A 16,390-nucleotide genomic window follows, 5' to 3' on the forward strand; every position below is an offset into this window, starting at 1 on the left:
GCGGCATGTCGACCCATATCGGAGCCGCTCCGGACCAGATCGCCCCTGCCGTGCTCATGCCCGGCGACCCCTACCGCGCGCGGTGGATCGCCGAGACCTTCCTCGAGGACCCCGTCCAGTACAACGACGTCCGCGGCATGCTCGGGTACACCGGCACCTACGCCGGGGTCCGCGTCTCCGCGCAGGGCTCCGGCATGGGCCAGCCCTCGCTCGCCATCTACGCCCACGAGCTGTTCAGCGAGTACGACGTCGAGACGATCATCCGGGTGGGCACCTGCGGGGGCCTCTCGGAGCGGGTCGGCGTGCGGGACGTGGTGCTCGGCGTCGCGGCCTCCACGGACTCCGCCATGAACCGGGCGCGCTTCGGGGACGTCACCTTCGCCCCGGCCGCGGACTTCGAGCTGGCGCGGATCGCGGCCGCCGTCGGCGAGGAGCGGCTGCTGCCGGTCGTCGCGGGCGGGCTGTTCTCGGCGGACCAGTTCTACTCCCCCGCCCCCGAGGTCACGCGCACGCTCGCGGGCTACGGCGTGCTCGGCATCGAGATGGAGGCTGCCGCCCTGTACACGCTCGCGGCGCAGTTCGGCCGGCGTGCGCTCGCCCTGTGCACGGTCTCCGACCACCTCGTCACGGGGGAGGAGACGAGCGCCCAGGAGCGCCAGGAGACCTTCGAGGACATGGTCGTGATGGCGCTCGAGACGATCGTCCGGGTGGACGGGCGGTCCTCCTGACCCGGTGATCCCGGGGGCGCGCGCACGCCCCCGGGACGCGGGCGGGCCCGGCACCTCGCGGTGCCGGGCCCGGTTCGTCGCGGGGCGTCCTCGTCAGGCGAGGAAGCGCGGGACCGTGTCGAAGGTGAGGTACAGCGAGAGCAGCACCATCGCGAGACCCACGATGAAGGTCACGGGGGTGAACAGGCTCAGCACGTACAGCCCGCCCGCGAAGAGGACGAACAGCAGCGCGAACAGCACGACGGACAGGACGGTGCTGTTGCCCTCCGACGTGGTGGCCGGTTCGACGGTCTCGACGTGATCGCCCTTGGCGACGACAGCGCCGGTGGCCTGCTCAGCGCTCATGCTCTGGCTCATGCTCTGCTTCCTCCGCTCCTCCCGGGCGCGCCGGCCGTCCCGGGTTCGGGACGGGGCGCAGACGGTCGTGCCCCATCCTAGACCAGCGCCGACGGTGCCGCGGACCGGCCCGCCGTGCGCACGGCCGTGACGAGCGCCGCGAACAGGCCCTCCCCCGGGGCGTGCCCGCTCTCGAGCTCGGGGTGCCACTGCACGGCGATGACGGGGCTGCCGGCGACGGCCTCGACGGCGAGCGGCAGGCCGCTCGCGTGGCGGGCCACGACGCGCAGCGAGGAGGGCACCTCTCGCACGCCCTGGTGGTGGAAGGCGGTGACCTCGGCGCGGGTGCCGACGGCGAGCGCGGTGTCGCTGTCCGCGTCGACCTCCGCGGTCACGGGCGTCGGGACGATGCCCGTGAGGGGATGCGCAGGGAGGTCCACGGGGAGGTGGCGGTGGAGGTCGCCGCCCTCGGCGACGACGACGAGCTGCAGGCCCCGGCAGACGCCGAGCACGGGCACCCCGGTGCGGCGCGCCGCACGGTACAGCGCGGTCTCGAAGGCGTCGCGCGCCGGGTCCGCCGCCATGTCCGTCTCCCGCGGGGCCTCGCCCAGGAGCGCGGGGTCGAGGTCGGTGCCGCCGGTGAGGACGAGGCCGTCGAGGTCCTGGACCTCCTCGTCCGTCCACTCGTCCTGCGGGGCGATGATCACGGCACGGGCGCCGGCCTCGCGGATCGCGCGGACGTAGTGCGCGGTGAGGGTCACGGCCTCGTGCCCCTCCCACGCGCCGGACATCATGCGGCCGGTCCCTGCGGTCACGCCGATGAGCGGGCGACGGGTGGTGGAGCGCTGCGCCATGAGTGGTCCTTTCCGCGGGCAGGGTGGCCGCCGTGCGGCGACAGGACCATGTCACCCCATCGCGCGCACCCGCGGCGACCTCTATGGCCGAATGTGACGACGACCGGAGGTGACGGCGCGCCCCCGGCTCAGCGGAGGGTGCGCTGGTGCACGTCCGCGTGCCGGGCGATCGCCGTCGCGTAGTGGCCGCGCAGCTGCTCGGCGAGGACCGGCCAGGTGCGCTTGCGCACCGCGTCCAGCGCCGCCCTCCCGAACGCGAGCCGCTTCGCGTCGTCGAAGAGGAGATCGGCGGCGTGATCGCGGAGCTCGTCGAGCATCCCCGGCGTGTAGAGCCAGCCGGTGCGGCTCGGCGTCACGAGGTCGACCGGTCCTCCGCGGCGCGGGGCGATGACCGGCAGACCCGAGGCCATGGCCTCCTGGATGGTCTGCCCGAAGGTCTCGAGCTCCCCGGGGTGGATGAAGAGGTCCGCGCTCGCGAGGTGCGCGGCGAGGTCCGTGCCGGAGCGGAACCCCGCGAAGCGCGCCCGCGGCATGGCCCGGCGCAGCGCGTCCCGCTCGGGCCCGTCGCCCACCACGAGCAGCCGCACACCCGGCATGTCATGGATGACCTGGAGATCCGCGACCTGCTTCTCCGGCGCGAGGCGGCCCACGTAGACCACGAGCTTCTCGTCGGCCTCCGCGTAGCGGGCCCGCAGCCGGGCGCTGCGCAGCGACGGGGAGAAGAGGGAGGTGTCCACGCCGCGGCGCCACAGCGCGAGCCGCTCCACCCCGTGGGCCGCGAGCTGGTCACGGGTCGCGGTCGAGGGCGCGAGGTTCACCGTCGCGCGGTTGTGGACGTCCTTGAGCAGCTGCCAGGACGCGGCCTCGAGGAAGGGCATCCCGTACTTGGCGGTGTAGCCGGGGATGTCGGTCTGGTAGACGGCGACGGTGGGGACGCCGGCCTTCTGCGCGGCGACCACGGCGCGGCCGCCGAGGATCGTGGGCGAGGCGAGGTGGATGACGTCCGGGGCGAACTCGGCGATCCGGCGGCGCAGGCCGGTCGCGCTCGCCGCCGCGATCCGCACGTCGGTGTAGCCGGCCAGCGGCACCGAGGCCACGCGGTGCACGCGGACCCTGCGGCCGCCCGAGGTGCGCCAGAAGCGGTCGGCGTGCGGCCACTGGGGGGCGATGATCTCGAGGTCGTCACCCTGGCCCGCGAAGTGGTCCACGACGCGGAGCACGGAGTTGGTGACGCCGTTCATGTGCGGAAGGAACGATTCGGTGATGACGAGGATCCTCACGCCTGCGATGATCCGCCCCCGCCGTTTCCACGGCCCCACCGACGCGTGACGCGTCGGGGACGCCCGGGTGAACTCTTCGCTCCCCGGGCGCCCCGGCGCTCAGAGGCGGGAGGAGGCGATCCGCGCGCCCGCGACGAGCGACTCGAGCTTCGCCCACGCGATGTCGGGGTGGATGCGCCCGCCGAGGCCGCAGTCCGTCGAGGCGATCACGCGCTCGGGGCCGACGATCCGCGCGAAGCGCTCGATGCGCTGGGCGACGAGCTCGGGGTGCTCGACGACGTTGGTGGCGTGGGAGACGACGCCGGGGACGATGACCTTGCCCTCGGGCAGCTCGACGTCCTGCCACACGGTCCACTCGTGCTCGTGGCGCACGTTGCCCGCCTCGAAGGAGTAGTACGTCGCGTCGATCTCGAGCAGGAGGCCCACGATGTGGCGCAGCTCGATGTCGGTCGTGTGGGGGCCGTGCCACGAGCCCCAGCACAGGTGGAAGCGGGTCTGCTCGGTGGGCACGTTCGCGAGCGCGCGGTTCACGGCCTCGACCCGCTTGCGGGTGAAGGCGACGTAGTCCTCGACGCTCGGCTCGGGGTTGATCTGGTCCCAGTTCTCCGCGATCGAGGGGTCGTCGACCTGCACGATGAGGCCCGCCGCGGCGATCGCCTCGTACTCGGGGGCCATGACCTCGACCCAGGCGTCGAGGAAGGCGTCGACGGTCCCGTAGTGCGCGTCGACGATGCGGCTGCCGGATCCCGGGGAGAGGGAGGGCAGGAAGCCGGTCGCGTAGCCCGAGGCGTCGAGCGCGGCGCGGAGGTTCGCGGTGTCCTGGGCGACGAGCTCCCGGCCCGTGGCCGAGTAGGAGACGGGGCCGGTCGCGGCCGGGAACGTCGTCTGCGCGCCGACGGTGATCCCGGAGGTGGGGTCCTGGTACGCGCGCTGGAAGATCGTCCAGTCGCGGCGGTCCGGGAAGACGGTCAGGCGCACGTCGCCGGGGGACGAGCGCACCGGCTCGGAGGAGAAGTGGTCCTCCCCCGTGAGCTCGAGGCCGTCGACGCGGTCGAAGATGTAGGACCACCAGGCGCCGTAGTTCACGGCGGAGGTCATGAGGTGGCCGTACTCGCCGTCGTTCGGGATCGAGATGCCGATCTCGCGCTGCTTCGCGACGACGTCCGCCACCGCCTGTCGCAGCACGCCGCGGAACTCGTCCGTGGGCTGCGGGGTCAGTCCGTCCTCGCCCACCTGGCGGGCGGAGTTGGCGGCGATGAGCTCGGGACTGCGGGGCAGGGAGCCGGCGTGCGTGGTGAGGATCTCGGTCATACGTGCAGGCTAGCGGCCTGATCGTCCGCTCGTCATCTGCTCGTCACGACCGTTCACATGCCGCCGGCCCGTCGGAGCGGTGCTCCGACGGGCCGGCGGCGGGCGGGGCGCACGCTCAGGCTTCACGCCCTGGGCGCGTCCCCGACGTCCGCCCCCGGGGCTCAGTCCCGGGGCCAGGTCGCCACGAGGTTGCGGTCCCCGTGGGCCTGGTCGATGCGGCGCACGGCCGGCCAGTACTTCGACTGGATCCGCATCTGGACGCTGTCGTGCACCGAGAGGTCCTCCGGCGTGGCCCAAGTGCCCGGGTACACGGCCACCTCACGGGAGTAGGGGTGGGTCCACTCCCCCGCGACGACCGACGCAGCGGTGTGCGGGGCACCCACGAGCGGGTTGTCATCGGCCGGCCAGACGCCCGCGGCGACCTGCTCGGCCTCCTTCGCGATCATGAGCATCGCGTCGACGAAGCGGTCCAGCTCGACGAGGTCCTCGGACTCGGTGGGCTCGACCATGAGCGTGCCCGCCACCGGGAAGGACATGGTGGGCGCGTGGAAGCCGTAGTCCACGAGGCGCTTGGCGACGTCGTCCACGGTGATCCCGGTGCGGGCGGTGAAGGGGCGCAGGTCCACGATGCACTCGTGGGCGACGAGCCCGTTCTCCCCCGTGTAGAGGATCTCGTAGGCCTCGGAGAGCCGGGCGGCGAGGTAGTTCGCGGCGAGCACCGCGGAGGCGGTCGCATGGCGCAGCCCCTCCGCGCCCATGAGCCGGATGTAGGTCCAGGAGATCGGGAGGATCGAGGCGGAGCCGTAGGGCGCCTGGGACACCGGGGCGCCGCCGTGGACCTGCGCGCCGGCCCCGGTCACGGGGTGCTCGGCCTGCTGGATCGCGGGATGGCCGGGCAGGAACGGGGCGAGGTGCGCCTTCGCGGCGACCGGACCCACGCCCGGCCCGCCGCCGCCGTGGGGGATGCAGAACGTCTTGTGGAGGTTCAGGTGCGAGACGTCGCCGCCGAACTCGCCGGGCCGCGCGACCTGCAGCAGCGCGTTGAGGTTCGCGCCGTCCACGTAGACCTGGCCGCCCGCGTCGTGCACGAGCTGGCAGACCGTCCGCACCTGCTCCTCGTAGACGCCGTGCGTGGAGGGATAGGTGATCATGATCGCGGCGAGCTCCTCGCCGTGGTCCTTGATCTTCTGCTGGAGGTCGTCGATGTCGATGTTGCCGCGCTCGTCGGAGGCGACGACCACGACCCGCAGGCCGGCGTTCACGGCGGAGGCCGCGTTCGTGCCGTGGGCGGAGCTCGGCACGAGGCACACGTCCCGCGAGCCCTCGCCGCGGGAGGCGTGGTAGGCGCGGATCGCGAGCAGGCCCGCGAACTCGCCCTGGGAACCGGCGTTGGGCTGCAGGGAGACGGTGTCGTAGCCGGTGAGGTCCGCGAGCCACTGCTCGAGCTGGGTGACCAGGTCGAGGTAGCCCTCCACGTCCTCGCGCGGCGCGAGCGGGTGGACGGCGTTGAAGCCGGACCAGGTGATGCCCGCCATCTCGGTCGCCGCGTTGAGCTTCATCGTGCAGGAGCCGAGCGGGATCATCCCGCGGTCCAGCGCGAAGTCGCGGTCCGCGAGGCGGCGCAGGTAGCGCATCATCGCGGTCTCCGAGCGGAAGGAGGAGAAGACGGGGTGGCGCAGGTAGTCGACCTCGCGCACGAGCTCCCCCCAGCCCTCGCCGGCCTCCACGGGCGCGAGCTCGGCGCCCGGGGTCTCCGCGAACGGGGCGAGCACCGCGGCGATCCCGGCGAGATCCGCCTCCGTGACCGTCTCGTCGAGGGAGAGGTGGACGACGTCCGCGTCCACGGCGCGCAGCAGCCATCCGGACTCCGCGGCGGCCGCGACGATCTCCTGCGCGCGGGCGGCGGTGCGGATCTCGAGGGTGTCGAAGAAGGAGTCGTGGACGAGCGCGAAGCCGCTCGCGCGCAGCTGCGCGGCGAGGGTCGCGGTGCGGTCCGCGACCTGCCCGCCGATCGCGGCGAGCCCCTCGGGCCCGTGGTAGACGGCGTACATGGCGGCCATGACGGCGAGCAGGACCTGCGCGGTCGTGATCGAGCTGGTCGCCTTCTCGCGGCGGATGTGCTGCTCGCGGGTCTGCAGCGAGAGGCGGAAGGCGGGGTTGCCGTCGGCGTCCACGGAGATGCCGACGAGCCGGCCGGGCAGCTGCCGCTCGAGGCCCTTGCGCACGGCGACGAAGCCCGCATGGGGGCCGCCGAACCCGAGCGGGATGCCGAAGCGCTGCGAGGAGCCGATGACGACATCCGCGCCGAGCGAACCCGGAGAGGCGAGGCGCGTGAGGGCGAGGAGGTCCGCGGCGACGATCGCGACGGCCTTGCTCGCGGTGACGGCGGCGAGCACCTCGCTCGGGTCCCACACGCGGCCGGAGGCGCCGGGGTACTGGACGAGGGCGCCGAGGTAGTCCTCCCCCTCGGGGGCGCCGTCGACCGCGAAGTCCACCTCGCGCAGCTCGATGCCGAGCCCCGCGGCCCGGCCCGCGAGCACGTCCTTCGTGGCGGGCAGCGCGTCCGCGTCGACGAGGAACACGGGCGCCTTCCGCTTCGCGGTGCGGCGGGCGAGCATGAGCGCCTCCGCGGCGGAGGTCGCCTCGTCGAGGGTCGAGGCGTTGGAGACGTCCATCCCGGTGAGGTCGCAGATCATCGTCTGGAAGGTCAGGAGCGCCTCGAGGCGGCCCTGGGAGATCTCGGGCTGGTAGGGCGTGTAGGCCGTGTACCAGGCGGGGTTCTCGAGCACGTTGCGCTGGATGACCGCGGGGGTGTGGGTGCCGAAGTAGCCGGTGCCGAGGAGCGAGCGCCGCACGGTGTTGCGGTCGGCGAGGGCGCGCAGCTCGGCGAGCGCGATCGGCTCGGCGACGCCGGAGGGGACGGAGGTGGCCTCGCGGGTCTCCTCGTCGAGCAGGATCGTCGAGGGGACGGCGGCCTGCAGCATCTCGTCGAGCGAGGCATAGCCGAGCGCGGCGAGCATGCGCTCCTGGGCGGCGGGGTCGGTGCCCACGTGCCGCGGCACGAAGGACTCGTGGGAGGGGACGGGCTGGGCGGTCATCGAGCTGAGGCTCCCGGGGGTGAGGGGCGGGCGGCGGTGCACGGCGGGGGTGGGCCGTGCCGGCGGCGGGACGACCGACGGCCCCGCGGCGGGTGCCGCGAGGCCGTCGGCTCCGCTCAGGACTGGGTGAGCTGGCGGTACTCGTCCGCGGAGAGCAGATCCTCCGGGAGCTCCTCGAAGCTCGCCCTGAGGAGCCATCCCTGCTCGAAGGGCGAGGAGTTCACGAGCTCGGGCGCGTCGACGACCTCCTGGTTCTGCTCGAGGACGGTGCCGTCGATCGGTGAGAACAGGTCCGAGACGGACTTCGTCGACTCGATCTCGCCCATCTCGGTGCCGGCGGTGAGCTCGTCGCCCACGGCGGGCAGGTCGACGTAGACGACGTCGCCCAGCTGGCCGGCGGCGAAGTCGGTGACGCCGATGACGGCGTGGCCATCGGCGTCGATGCGGACCCACTCGTGGTCCTTGCTGTAGCGGATCTCGTCGGACATGGGGTGGTCCTTCCTCGGGGTGCGGAGGTCGTGCCGGACGGCGTCAGGCGCGGGAGTAGAAGGGGAGCTCGACGACGGCGACCGGGAGGTCCTTGCCGCGCACGTCGATCACGAGCGGGGTGCCGACGGCGGCGAGGTCGGGCCGCACGAGCGCGAGCGCGATCGGGTGACCGAGGGTCGGCGAGAGCGCCCCGGAGGTCACCCGGCCGATCTCCTCGCCCTCGGGGGTCCGCACGGCGGCCTCGGCGCGGCCGGCGCGGCGGCCCTCGCCGGCGAGGCCGACGAGCACGGGCAGGGCGGAGGGATCCGCGGCCTCGTAGGCGGCGCGGCCCACGAAGTCCTCCTTGGAGCGCAGCACGACGACGGGGCCGAGGTTCGCCTGGCGGGGATCGAGGTCGAGGGAGAGCTCGTGCCCGTACAGCGGCATGCCCGCCTCGAGGCGGAGGGTGTCGCGGCAGGCGAGGCCGCACGGCGTGAGGCGGTCCCCGCCGGCGGCGGCGAGCTGCTCCCACAGCTGCTCGGCGAGGCCGTTCGGCACGTAGAGCTCGAAGCCGTCCTCGCCGGTGTACCCGGTGCGCGCGACCAGCAGCTCCTCACCGCGGTAGGTGCCCGCGAGCGCCCGGTAGTAGCGCAGCGCCGCGAGGTCCTCCGCGCCGAACCCGTCCACGCCGCCGTCGGCCCCGAGCAGCGCCGCCACGAGGATCTCCTCGCTCGCGGGCCCCTGCACGGCGATCAGCGCGGTCTCGAGGGAGGCGTCGCGCACCTCGGCATCGAAGCCGGCGGCGCGCTCCTGCAGCGCGGCGAGGTCCGCCGCGGCGTTCGAGGCGTTGGGGACCGTGAGGAAGTGGTCCTCGGCGAGGCGGTAGGTGATGAGGTCGTCGATGACGCCGCCGTCCTCGGCGAGCAGCAGCGAGTACTTCGCCCGGCCCACGCTCATCGAGGAGAGCTTCCCGGCGAGCGCATGGTCGAGCAGCTCCCCCGCCTGCGGACCGCGCACGTGGATCTCCCCCATGTGCGAGAGGTCGAAGAGCCCCGCGGAGGTGCGCACGGCGGCGTGCTCGGCGAGGTCGGAGCCGTAGCGGACGGGCATCCTCCAGCCGGCGAAGTCGGTGAACGTCGCACCGAGGCGCTCGTGCACCTGCTCGAGGGGGGTGCTGCGGAGGTCCGACGTGGACATGGGTCTCCTTCGAGGTGCTGGCCCTGACGCGCCCGGCACGGCCGGACGCAGGGTCACCCTACCGCCAGCCCGCGGTGGTCACGGCGAGTTCGGCGGAGCCCGCCGCCCCGCCACCGCCGACCGGTACGGTGGGGGCGTGACGACGACGGGCGCAGGGGAATGGCCGGTGCGGATGCAGAGCGACAGGCTCTCGATCCGCGAGGCCCGCGAAGCCGACCGTCCCGCCCATATCCGCCTCATGACGGACCCCGTGACGCGGGAGTACCTGGGCGGCAGCGTCGACTACGCCTCGCGCCAGGCGCTCGAGCTCTCCCCCCTCGGCCTCAGCTGGGGCCAGTGGGCGCTCGCGCTGCGCGAGGACGACGCGATGATCGGCTCGATCAGCCTGGACCGCGACCGCGGGGAGCTCTCGCTCAGCTACGCGCTGCTGCCCGAGCGCACCGGCCAGGGCTACGCCGCGGAGGCGTGCCTCACCGTGCTCGCCTGGGCACAGGCGCATCTCGAGGACCGCCACGTCATCGCCGTCACCCAGACCCGGAACAAGCGGAGCGTGGCCCTGCTGCGTCGGCTCGGCTTCACCGTGCGCCAGGGGCTCGAGGAGTTCGGGGCCCAGCAGCTGCTCATGGAGCGCTCGCTGCTCGAGGCCCTGCCCACGCTCCCCGCCGCGCTGCAGACCTCCGCCGACCCGCCGCCGCCCACGCGCCGCCGGGCCTGAGCGGTCCCCCGGAACGCCCCCTCAGCCGCGGGAGACGGGGCAGCTCATGCAGCGCGGTCCGCCGCGGCCGCGCCCCAGCTCGTCCCCGTCGAGCTCGAGCACCTCGATGCCGAGCGAACGCAGGTGGTCGTTGGTCGCGCTCGCGCGGGCGTAGGCGACGACGCGGCCGGGGGCGACCGCGAGCACGTTGCAGCCGTCGTCCCACTGCTCCCGCGCCGCGGCCGTCGGATCGAGCGGGGGCGTGATCACCCGCAGCGCCCCGACCCCCATCCCGCGGGCGAGCACCGCATCCATCTCCGCCGCCGGGTGCGCCCGGGTGACGAGCCCTCCGGGACCGTGCTCGATCTCGATGGTCTCCAGCGGGCCGAGCGGTCCGTAGCGCAGCATCGACTCGTGGTCCACGACGGTGGTGACCGTGTCCAGGTGCATCATCGAGCGCCGGTGCGGGAGGGCGATCGCGACGACCCTCTCGACGGTGCCCTCCCCGCGGGCGGCGTCCTCGAGCAGGGCCGCGGCGAGGTGCTCGACCCCCACCGCGCTCGTGCGCTCGGAGAGCCCCACCGCGACGGTCCGCGGCGAGAGCACCATGACGTCGCCGCCCTCGAGGGTCGCGCGGCCGCCGCCGTGGCCCGGTGCGTGCACACGTCGCAGTCCCGTCGATCCGGCCCCGGCGCCCTCGCCCGTGCCGACGAAGCGCGGGTGGTGACGGTAGACCGCCTCGAGGTGGAGGGACTCGCGCCGACGCGCACCCCGGCGCATGGGGCTCAGCACCGCGGTGTCCCCGATCCAGGCCGAGGGGTCCCGGGTGAACAGGTGGTTCGGCAGCGGGTCGAGCACCATGTCGTCCTCGGCCGCGAGCTGCAGGGCGAGGGAGCGGGGGGCGACGCCCAGCGCCCGCAGCTCGCCCACCGTGATCCCGCCGAGGAGGATCGTGAGCAGACGCTCGGGGTCGAGTGTCCGGAAGGCGGCGCGGAGGTCGGCGGCGGCCATGTCGCCGAGCACCCACGGGTCCAGGGTGCCGTCCAGCAGCTCCTCGCGGGCCGTGGGATCGGCGAGCACGTCCCGGAGGAGGTCCGCGAGGCGCAGCACCTCCGCCCCCTCCCCCTCGAGCAGGGTGATGAAGTCCTCGTGCTGGGCGCGGGCGCGGTCGCCCCACAGGACCTCGTCGAAGAGGAAGCGCTCGCGGGTGTCCGGGGTGAGCCGGTCGATCTCCGGCCCGGGCGTGTGGACGATCACCGAGCGCAGGGGCGAGATCTCGTCGAGGACCCCGAGGACCGGACGGGCGGGACGGGCGGGCGGCGCGGCGGTCATGGCTCTCCTTCACCTCGCGGTGCGTGCACGCTACCAGCGGCCCTCCCCGGTGCACCCGGACCTCGCCGTTCGGACTAGCCTGGTGGCGTCCGTGACCCGCTCCCCGGAGGAGAACCCATGTCCGAGACCACCGGCCTCACCATCCCCACCACGACCCTCGCCGACGGCACGCCCTTCCCGCTGATCGGTCTCGGCACCGGTCAGCCCAAGGGTCCCGCGGGCGCCGAGGTCGTCGCGGCCGCGCTGCGCGAGGGCTACCGCCTCGTCGACACCGCCGCCCAGTACGGCAACGAGACGGCCGTGGGCGAGGGCGTGCGCCGCTCCGGCGTCGACCTCGACGAGGTGCTCGTCGCGACCAAGATCGCGGGCGGCGACCAGGGCCGTGCGGAGGCCCGCGTCGGCTTCCAGGAGTCCCTGCGCCGGCTGGGCCTGGACCGCGTGGCGCTGCTGCTCATCCACTGGCCGAACCCCTCTCGCGGTCTCGCCCTGGACACCTGGCGCACGCTCATCGACCTCAAGGAGGAGGGACTCGCCCAGCACATCGGCGTCTCCAACTTCCGTCCCGAGCAGCTCCAGGAGCTCTTCGACGCGACCGGCGTGTGGCCCGAGGTCAACCAGATCCAGCTCTCCCCCGCCCTGCCCCGCCAGGAGTCGCTCGCCTTCCACGCCGAGCACGGCATCGTCACCGAGGCCTGGGGCCCGCTCGGCGGCCGTGAGGGTCTGGGCGAGCAGTTCGCGCTGCGCAAGGTCGCCGAGAAGCACGGCGTGAGCACCTCCCGCGTCATCCTGCGCTGGACGATCGACCAGGGCGTCGTCGTGATCCCCCGCTCCTCGAACCCGGAGCGCCGCCGGGAGAACGCGACCCTCGACCAGCTGGTCCTGGACGACGCGGACCGCGCGCTGCTCGCCTCCCTCGACCTCGGCGAGGAGACCGCCTGGGACTCCCGCGAGCACGAGGAGTGGTGACCTCCCCCCGTCGCGGCGCGTTCGTCCCCGGCCCTGAGCACCACCGCATCGTGGTGCTCACCGGGGCGGGGCTGAGCGCCCGGACGGGGCTGGGCACGTTCCGGGGGCCGGGCGGCGTGTGGGACCTCGAGCCCGAGCTCGAGGCGGCCATGCACGCCGGCCGGCTCCCCGGCTCGATCCCGCAGCTGTGGAGCGTGTGGGGCCGCATGGCGGGGATCGCCGCGGCCCACGGCCCCACCCCCGGTCATCGTGCGCTCGCCCGGATGGGCGCGCACGTGATCACGCAGAACATCGACGGGCTGCACCAGGCGGCGGGGAGCGAGGGCGTCGCGGAGCTGCACGGCAGCGCACTGCGGGCCACCTGTCTGGACTTGCGCTGCGACTGGCGCGCCCCCGCGGCCCCCGGGCCGGGTGAGCGCGCGGAGGACCACGGCGTGCCCGCGGCGTGCCCCGTGTGCGGGGCTCCGACCCGTCCGGACGTGGTGCTCTTCGACGAGCAGCTGCCCGCGGCGGATCTCGACCTCGCCCTCGAGCTGGCCCGCTCGGCGGATCTCTTCGCCGCGGTCGGCACGAGCGGCGTCGTCTTCCCGGCGGCGCAGCTCGCGCCGCTCGCGCGGGAGGCGGGCGCGCTGACCGTGCTCGTCGACCTCGACCCGCCGTCGCAGGCCGGGCCGCGCACGGGCTTCGACCTCGTGATCGAGGGCGACGCCCATGAGGTGCTCCCCGCGTGGGAGCGCGCCGTCAACGGCGTCGCCCAGCGCAGCTTCCTGGACCCCTTCGGCTCCTAATCCCGCGGCGCGGGCTCAGATGTAGATCGCGGGATCCATCTGCTCCTGCGGATGGGCGGCACCGCGCCGCACGGTCGCCGGGACACCCACGGCGGTGGCGCCGTCGGGCACGTCCTTGACGACGACGGCGTTGGCGCCGATCTGCGCGCCCGCGCCGACCAGCACGGGGCCGATGATGCGGGCACCTGCGCCGATGACCGCGCCGTCCCCCACGGTGGGGTGGCGCTTGACCCGCTGCATGGAGCGGCCGCCCAGCGTGACCCCGTGGTAGAGCATGACGTCGTCGCCCACCTCCGCCGTCTCCCCGATCACGACACCCATGCCGTGGTCGATGAAGAAGCGTCGGCCGAGGGTCGCGCCGGGGTGGATCTCCACGCCGGTGATCGAGCGGGCGCCCTGCGCGAGCACCACCGCGGCGGTGCGCGAGGCGCGGTCGCCGCGCGCCCACAGGCGGTGGGCCGCGCGGTGCACCCAGATCGCGTGCAGCCCCGGCGAGCTCAGGAGCATCGTGAGGTCGTCGGTCGAGGCGGGGTCACGTCGACGCGCCGCCGCGAGGTCCTCGCGGACGCTCGCGACGGCGTCGAGGACGCGGTCGAGGGGACGGGGCACCCGTCAGTCCATGTACTCGGCGTACAGCGGGGTGGAGAGGTACCGCTCGCCGAAGGACGGGACGATCACGACGATCGTCCTGCCGGCGAGCTCCTCGCGGGAGCCCACGCGCACGGCGGCCTCGATCGCGGCGCCGGAGGAGATGCCCACGAGCAGGCCCTCGCTGCGGGCGACGGCGCGGGCACGCTCCATGGCGGTCTCGGCGTCGATGTCGAGGACCTCGTCGTAGACCTCGGTGTCCAGGAGGGCGGGCACGAAGTTCGCGCCGATGCCCTGGATCTTGTGGGGGCCGGGCTGGCCGCCGTTGAGGATCGCGGACTCCTCGGGCTCGACCGCGAAGACCTTCACACCGGGCTTGCGCTCCTTGAGCACCTGACCCACGCCGGTGATGGTGCCGCCGGTGCCGATGCCGGCGACGATCGCGTCGACCTCGCCCTCGGTGTCGGACCAGATCTCCTCCGCGGTGGTGTCGCGGTGGATCTGGGCGTTCGCCTCGTTCTCGAACTGCTTGACCTGGACGGCGCCGGTCTCCGCGGCGATCTCCTGGGCCTTCTCGACGGCGCCCTTCATGCCCTTGGGGGCCTCGGTGAGCACGAGCTCCGCACCGAAGGCGCGCAGCAGCGCGCGGCGCTCCTTGGACATCGACTCGGGCATCGTGAGGACGACCTTGTAGCCGCGCGAGCTGCCGATCATGGCGAGCGCGATGCCGGTGTTGCCGGAGGTCGCCTCGACGATGGTGCCGCCGGGCTGCAGCTGGCCGGACTTCTCCGCGGCGTCGATCATGGCCACGCCGATGCGGTCCTTGACGGAGTTGGCGGGGTTGTAGAACTCGAGCTTCGCGAGCACGGTCGCCTTGACGTCCTCGCCCAGATGGTTCAGGCGGACGAGCGGGGTGCGGCCGACGAGCTCGGAGACGTTCTCATAGATGGGCATGCGGGTTCTCTCCTGTCCTGGGGCGGCCGCCACGGCGGTCCGCGGAGTCCGTGCAAAGTTCTGCTTCTGGGGAGTATAGGTGGGACCAGCTGGACATCGGGCAGCCCCGTCCACCCTGCGTCATGCGGCGACGACCGGTGTCGGACGGAGCTCCCGACGATCGTCGGCCCGTCGGCGACGAGGGTCTGCCTACGGTGGGGTCATGAGCGCATCACCCGTCCCCGTCATCGCCGACGCCCTGCCGCCGGGCACCGGAGGCCGCCCGCGCGAGCGGAGCCACCGCCTGCTGCTGCTCGCCCTCGCGCTGCTGGCCCTCCTCGCCCCGCTCGCGGCGGTCCCCGCCGCGCACGCGACGCCGCCCGCGGTCGAGGTCCTCGACGAGGCCGGGGTGCTCGACGATGCGCAGGCGCTCGAGGACCGCATCACCGAGGTCACCTTCCGCGAGGAGGTGCAGCTCGAGGTGCTCACCCTCGACTCCGCGACCCAGGACGTGGACACCTCGGACGACCGTGTCCTCAACGACGCCGTCCTCGCCTACGCCCGTGCGGAGCACCCGGAGTGGATCGACGGGGACACCTGGGCGGACGGCGTCGTGATCGTCGCGCTCGACCCGGTCCAGCGCAAGCTCGGCACCTATGCCGGCGACGACGTCACGCTCTCCGACGGCGGCTTCGAGGACGTCCAGGACGCGATGCGCGAGGACGCGGCCGACGGCGCCTGGGAGGACGCGCTCGAGGCCGGGGCGCAGGAGTACGCGGACCTCCTGGGACGGCCCTGGTGGCGGAGCCCCGGGGGGATCCTCGGCGCGGCCGTCGCCCTCGTCCTCGCCGCGATCGGCGCGATCTCCGCCCTCTGGCGCGGCGCGGGCGTCCGTCACCGCGTCGCCGAGGCCCGGGCGCGGCACGAGGACGTCCGCGCCCGCCGCCGGGAGACGGAGGACGCGGCCGCGCGGATCCCCCGCGACTCCGCCTACGGCGCCGCGGTCCTCGCGGACGTCGAGGACCATCGCCGCTCGGCCGACGAGGCGGAGCGCCTGGTCCAGCGGCTCCCGGAGCGCCCGGGGCCGCTCTGGGGCATCTCCACCGCCACCTCCCGGCTCGGGAAGGAGTACGAGGAGGCGGTGGGCATCGCCGACGACGCGGACGACACCATCATCGCCGCGGCCCATCTGCTGGGCCGCACGGGCGATCACCGCGCGGCCTGGCAGGAGGAGCGGCGCCCGCTCGACGAGTCCCTCGCCGCGGTCGAGGAGACGATCCGCGAGGCCGAGGTCGAGGAGAAGGGACGCAGCGCGGCCGCGGATGCCCTGCGCGCGACCGCCCGCGAGGTCGCCCCGGAGCTCGAGCAGGTCTCGCGCGACTACCTCGAGGGCGCCCGGACCCCGGACGAGTGCCTGGAACGGCTCGACGAGCTGACCACGCGCCTGGCGACGGCGAGCGCCCGGCTGCGGGAGGAGGTCATCGGCGCCCGCGCGGAGGACCGGGACGAGATCGAGCTGATGCGGGAGGCCGAGCCGGAGAAGGGCTTCGTGAGCGAGTTCCCCAGCTCGGTGCGGGGCCGTCGCCGGGCCCGGCACCCGGAGGCCTACGCCACGGACTACTCGCTGAGCCCCGTGCTGTGGACGGGCGCCTGGTACGGCGGGGCGACGTCGGCCCTGGACACCCACCGCCACCCGCCGGCCACCTCGAGCGGCAGCACGAGCGGCTACTCGAGCGGCGGCTTCTCCGGCGCGGGCAGCTCGAGCAGCTTCTGAGCCCGTCCCCGTCGCGCGGGGATCGAGAGGCGGCCCGGACCCC

At 74.0% G+C, this 16,390-nt stretch carries 15 protein-coding genes; 5 read left to right on the plus strand and 10 right to left on the minus strand.

Annotated features, from left to right (window positions below):
* Positions 1-5 precede the first annotated feature (5 nt).
* Entirely contained in the window at positions 6-728 is a 723-nt protein-coding gene (gene deoD / locus NLU66_RS13955) for a purine-nucleoside phosphorylase (RefSeq protein WP_259360239.1), read from the plus strand.
* Positions 729-821: 93 nt separating this feature from the next.
* On the opposite strand, the gene NLU66_RS13960 is transcribed toward deoD, so the two are convergent.
* The 7 genes from NLU66_RS13960 to gcvT all read right to left on the minus strand — a co-directional run bounded on the left by NLU66_RS13960 (position 822) and on the right by gcvT (position 9,272).
* Positions 822-1,085: a hypothetical protein gene (locus NLU66_RS13960; protein WP_259360240.1), complete on the minus strand. Its 264-nt coding sequence runs from the start codon at positions 1,083-1,085 to the stop codon at positions 822-824.
* 77 nt (positions 1,086-1,162) lie between these two features.
* Positions 1,163-1,918 carry a gamma-glutamyl-gamma-aminobutyrate hydrolase family protein gene (locus NLU66_RS13965; RefSeq protein WP_259360241.1) on the minus strand — a complete coding sequence of 252 codons (756 nt, stop codon included), beginning with the start codon at positions 1,916-1,918 and terminating at the stop codon, positions 1,163-1,165.
* A 128-nt stretch (positions 1,919-2,046) separates the two neighbouring features.
* Entirely contained in the window at positions 2,047-3,198 is a 1,152-nt protein-coding gene (locus tag NLU66_RS13970) for a glycosyltransferase family 4 protein (protein WP_259360242.1), read from the minus strand.
* 99 nt (positions 3,199-3,297) lie between these two features.
* Positions 3,298-4,509 (minus strand): cobalamin-independent methionine synthase II family protein, encoded by a 1,212-nt coding sequence (locus NLU66_RS13975; protein ID WP_259360243.1) that lies wholly within the window; start codon positions 4,507-4,509, stop codon positions 3,298-3,300.
* Positions 4,510-4,670: 161 nt separating this feature from the next.
* Positions 4,671-7,607: an aminomethyl-transferring glycine dehydrogenase gene (gene gcvP / locus NLU66_RS13980; protein WP_259360244.1), complete on the minus strand. Its 2,937-nt coding sequence runs from the start codon at positions 7,605-7,607 to the stop codon at positions 4,671-4,673.
* Between the two features lie 116 nt (positions 7,608-7,723).
* The gene (gcvH, locus tag NLU66_RS13985) at positions 7,724-8,095 is read right to left on the minus strand and encodes a glycine cleavage system protein GcvH (RefSeq protein ID WP_259360245.1); all 372 of its coding nucleotides are present in this window, start codon (positions 8,093-8,095) and stop codon (positions 7,724-7,726) included.
* Between the two features lie 43 nt (positions 8,096-8,138).
* Entirely contained in the window at positions 8,139-9,272 is a 1,134-nt protein-coding gene (gene gcvT, locus NLU66_RS13990; RefSeq protein WP_259360246.1) for a glycine cleavage system aminomethyltransferase GcvT, read from the minus strand.
* Positions 9,273-9,408: 136 nt separating this feature from the next.
* On the opposite strand from gcvT, the gene NLU66_RS13995 reads away from it, so the two are divergent.
* On the plus strand, positions 9,409-9,987 hold the full coding sequence (locus tag NLU66_RS13995) for a GNAT family N-acetyltransferase (protein WP_259360247.1): 579 nt from the start codon (positions 9,409-9,411) through the stop codon (positions 9,985-9,987).
* Between the two features lie 21 nt (positions 9,988-10,008).
* On the opposite strand, the gene NLU66_RS14000 is transcribed toward NLU66_RS13995, so the two are convergent.
* Positions 10,009-11,298: an arginine deiminase family protein gene (locus NLU66_RS14000; RefSeq protein WP_259360248.1), complete on the minus strand. Its 1,290-nt coding sequence runs from the start codon at positions 11,296-11,298 to the stop codon at positions 10,009-10,011.
* A gap of 117 nt (positions 11,299-11,415) precedes the next feature.
* Here NLU66_RS14000 and NLU66_RS14005 point away from each other — a divergent pair, with 117 nt between their 5' ends.
* Together NLU66_RS14005 and NLU66_RS14010 are read left to right on the plus strand one after the other, a co-directional pair.
* Entirely contained in the window at positions 11,416-12,264 is an 849-nt protein-coding gene (locus NLU66_RS14005; RefSeq protein WP_259360249.1) for an aldo/keto reductase, read from the plus strand.
* A complete protein-coding gene (locus tag NLU66_RS14010) occupies positions 12,261-13,052 on the plus strand; it encodes an SIR2 family NAD-dependent protein deacylase (RefSeq protein WP_259360250.1) in 792 nt (263 codons plus the stop codon). The genes NLU66_RS14005 and NLU66_RS14010 overlap by 4 nt, the downstream gene beginning before the upstream one ends.
* Positions 13,053-13,067: 15 nt before the next feature.
* Here NLU66_RS14010 and epsC read toward each other — a convergent pair whose 3' ends face one another.
* Together epsC and cysK are read right to left on the minus strand one after the other, a co-directional pair.
* The gene (epsC, locus tag NLU66_RS14015) at positions 13,068-13,661 is read right to left on the minus strand and encodes a serine O-acetyltransferase EpsC (protein ID WP_259360251.1); all 594 of its coding nucleotides are present in this window, start codon (positions 13,659-13,661) and stop codon (positions 13,068-13,070) included.
* A gap of 3 nt (positions 13,662-13,664) precedes the next feature.
* On the minus strand, positions 13,665-14,594 hold the full coding sequence (gene cysK / locus NLU66_RS14020; RefSeq protein WP_259360252.1) for a cysteine synthase A: 930 nt from the start codon (positions 14,592-14,594) through the stop codon (positions 13,665-13,667).
* 202 nt (positions 14,595-14,796) lie between these two features.
* Between cysK and NLU66_RS14025 the strand changes: the two genes are divergently transcribed.
* The gene (locus NLU66_RS14025; protein ID WP_259360253.1) at positions 14,797-16,347 is read left to right on the plus strand and encodes a DUF5129 domain-containing protein; all 1,551 of its coding nucleotides are present in this window, start codon (positions 14,797-14,799) and stop codon (positions 16,345-16,347) included.
* Positions 16,348-16,390: the final 43 nt, after the last annotated feature.

Origin of the sequence: Brachybacterium sp. NBEC-018 (assembly GCF_024860185.1) — a bacterium.
Lineage (GTDB): Bacteria > Actinomycetota > Actinomycetes > Actinomycetales > Dermabacteraceae > Brachybacterium > Brachybacterium rhamnosum.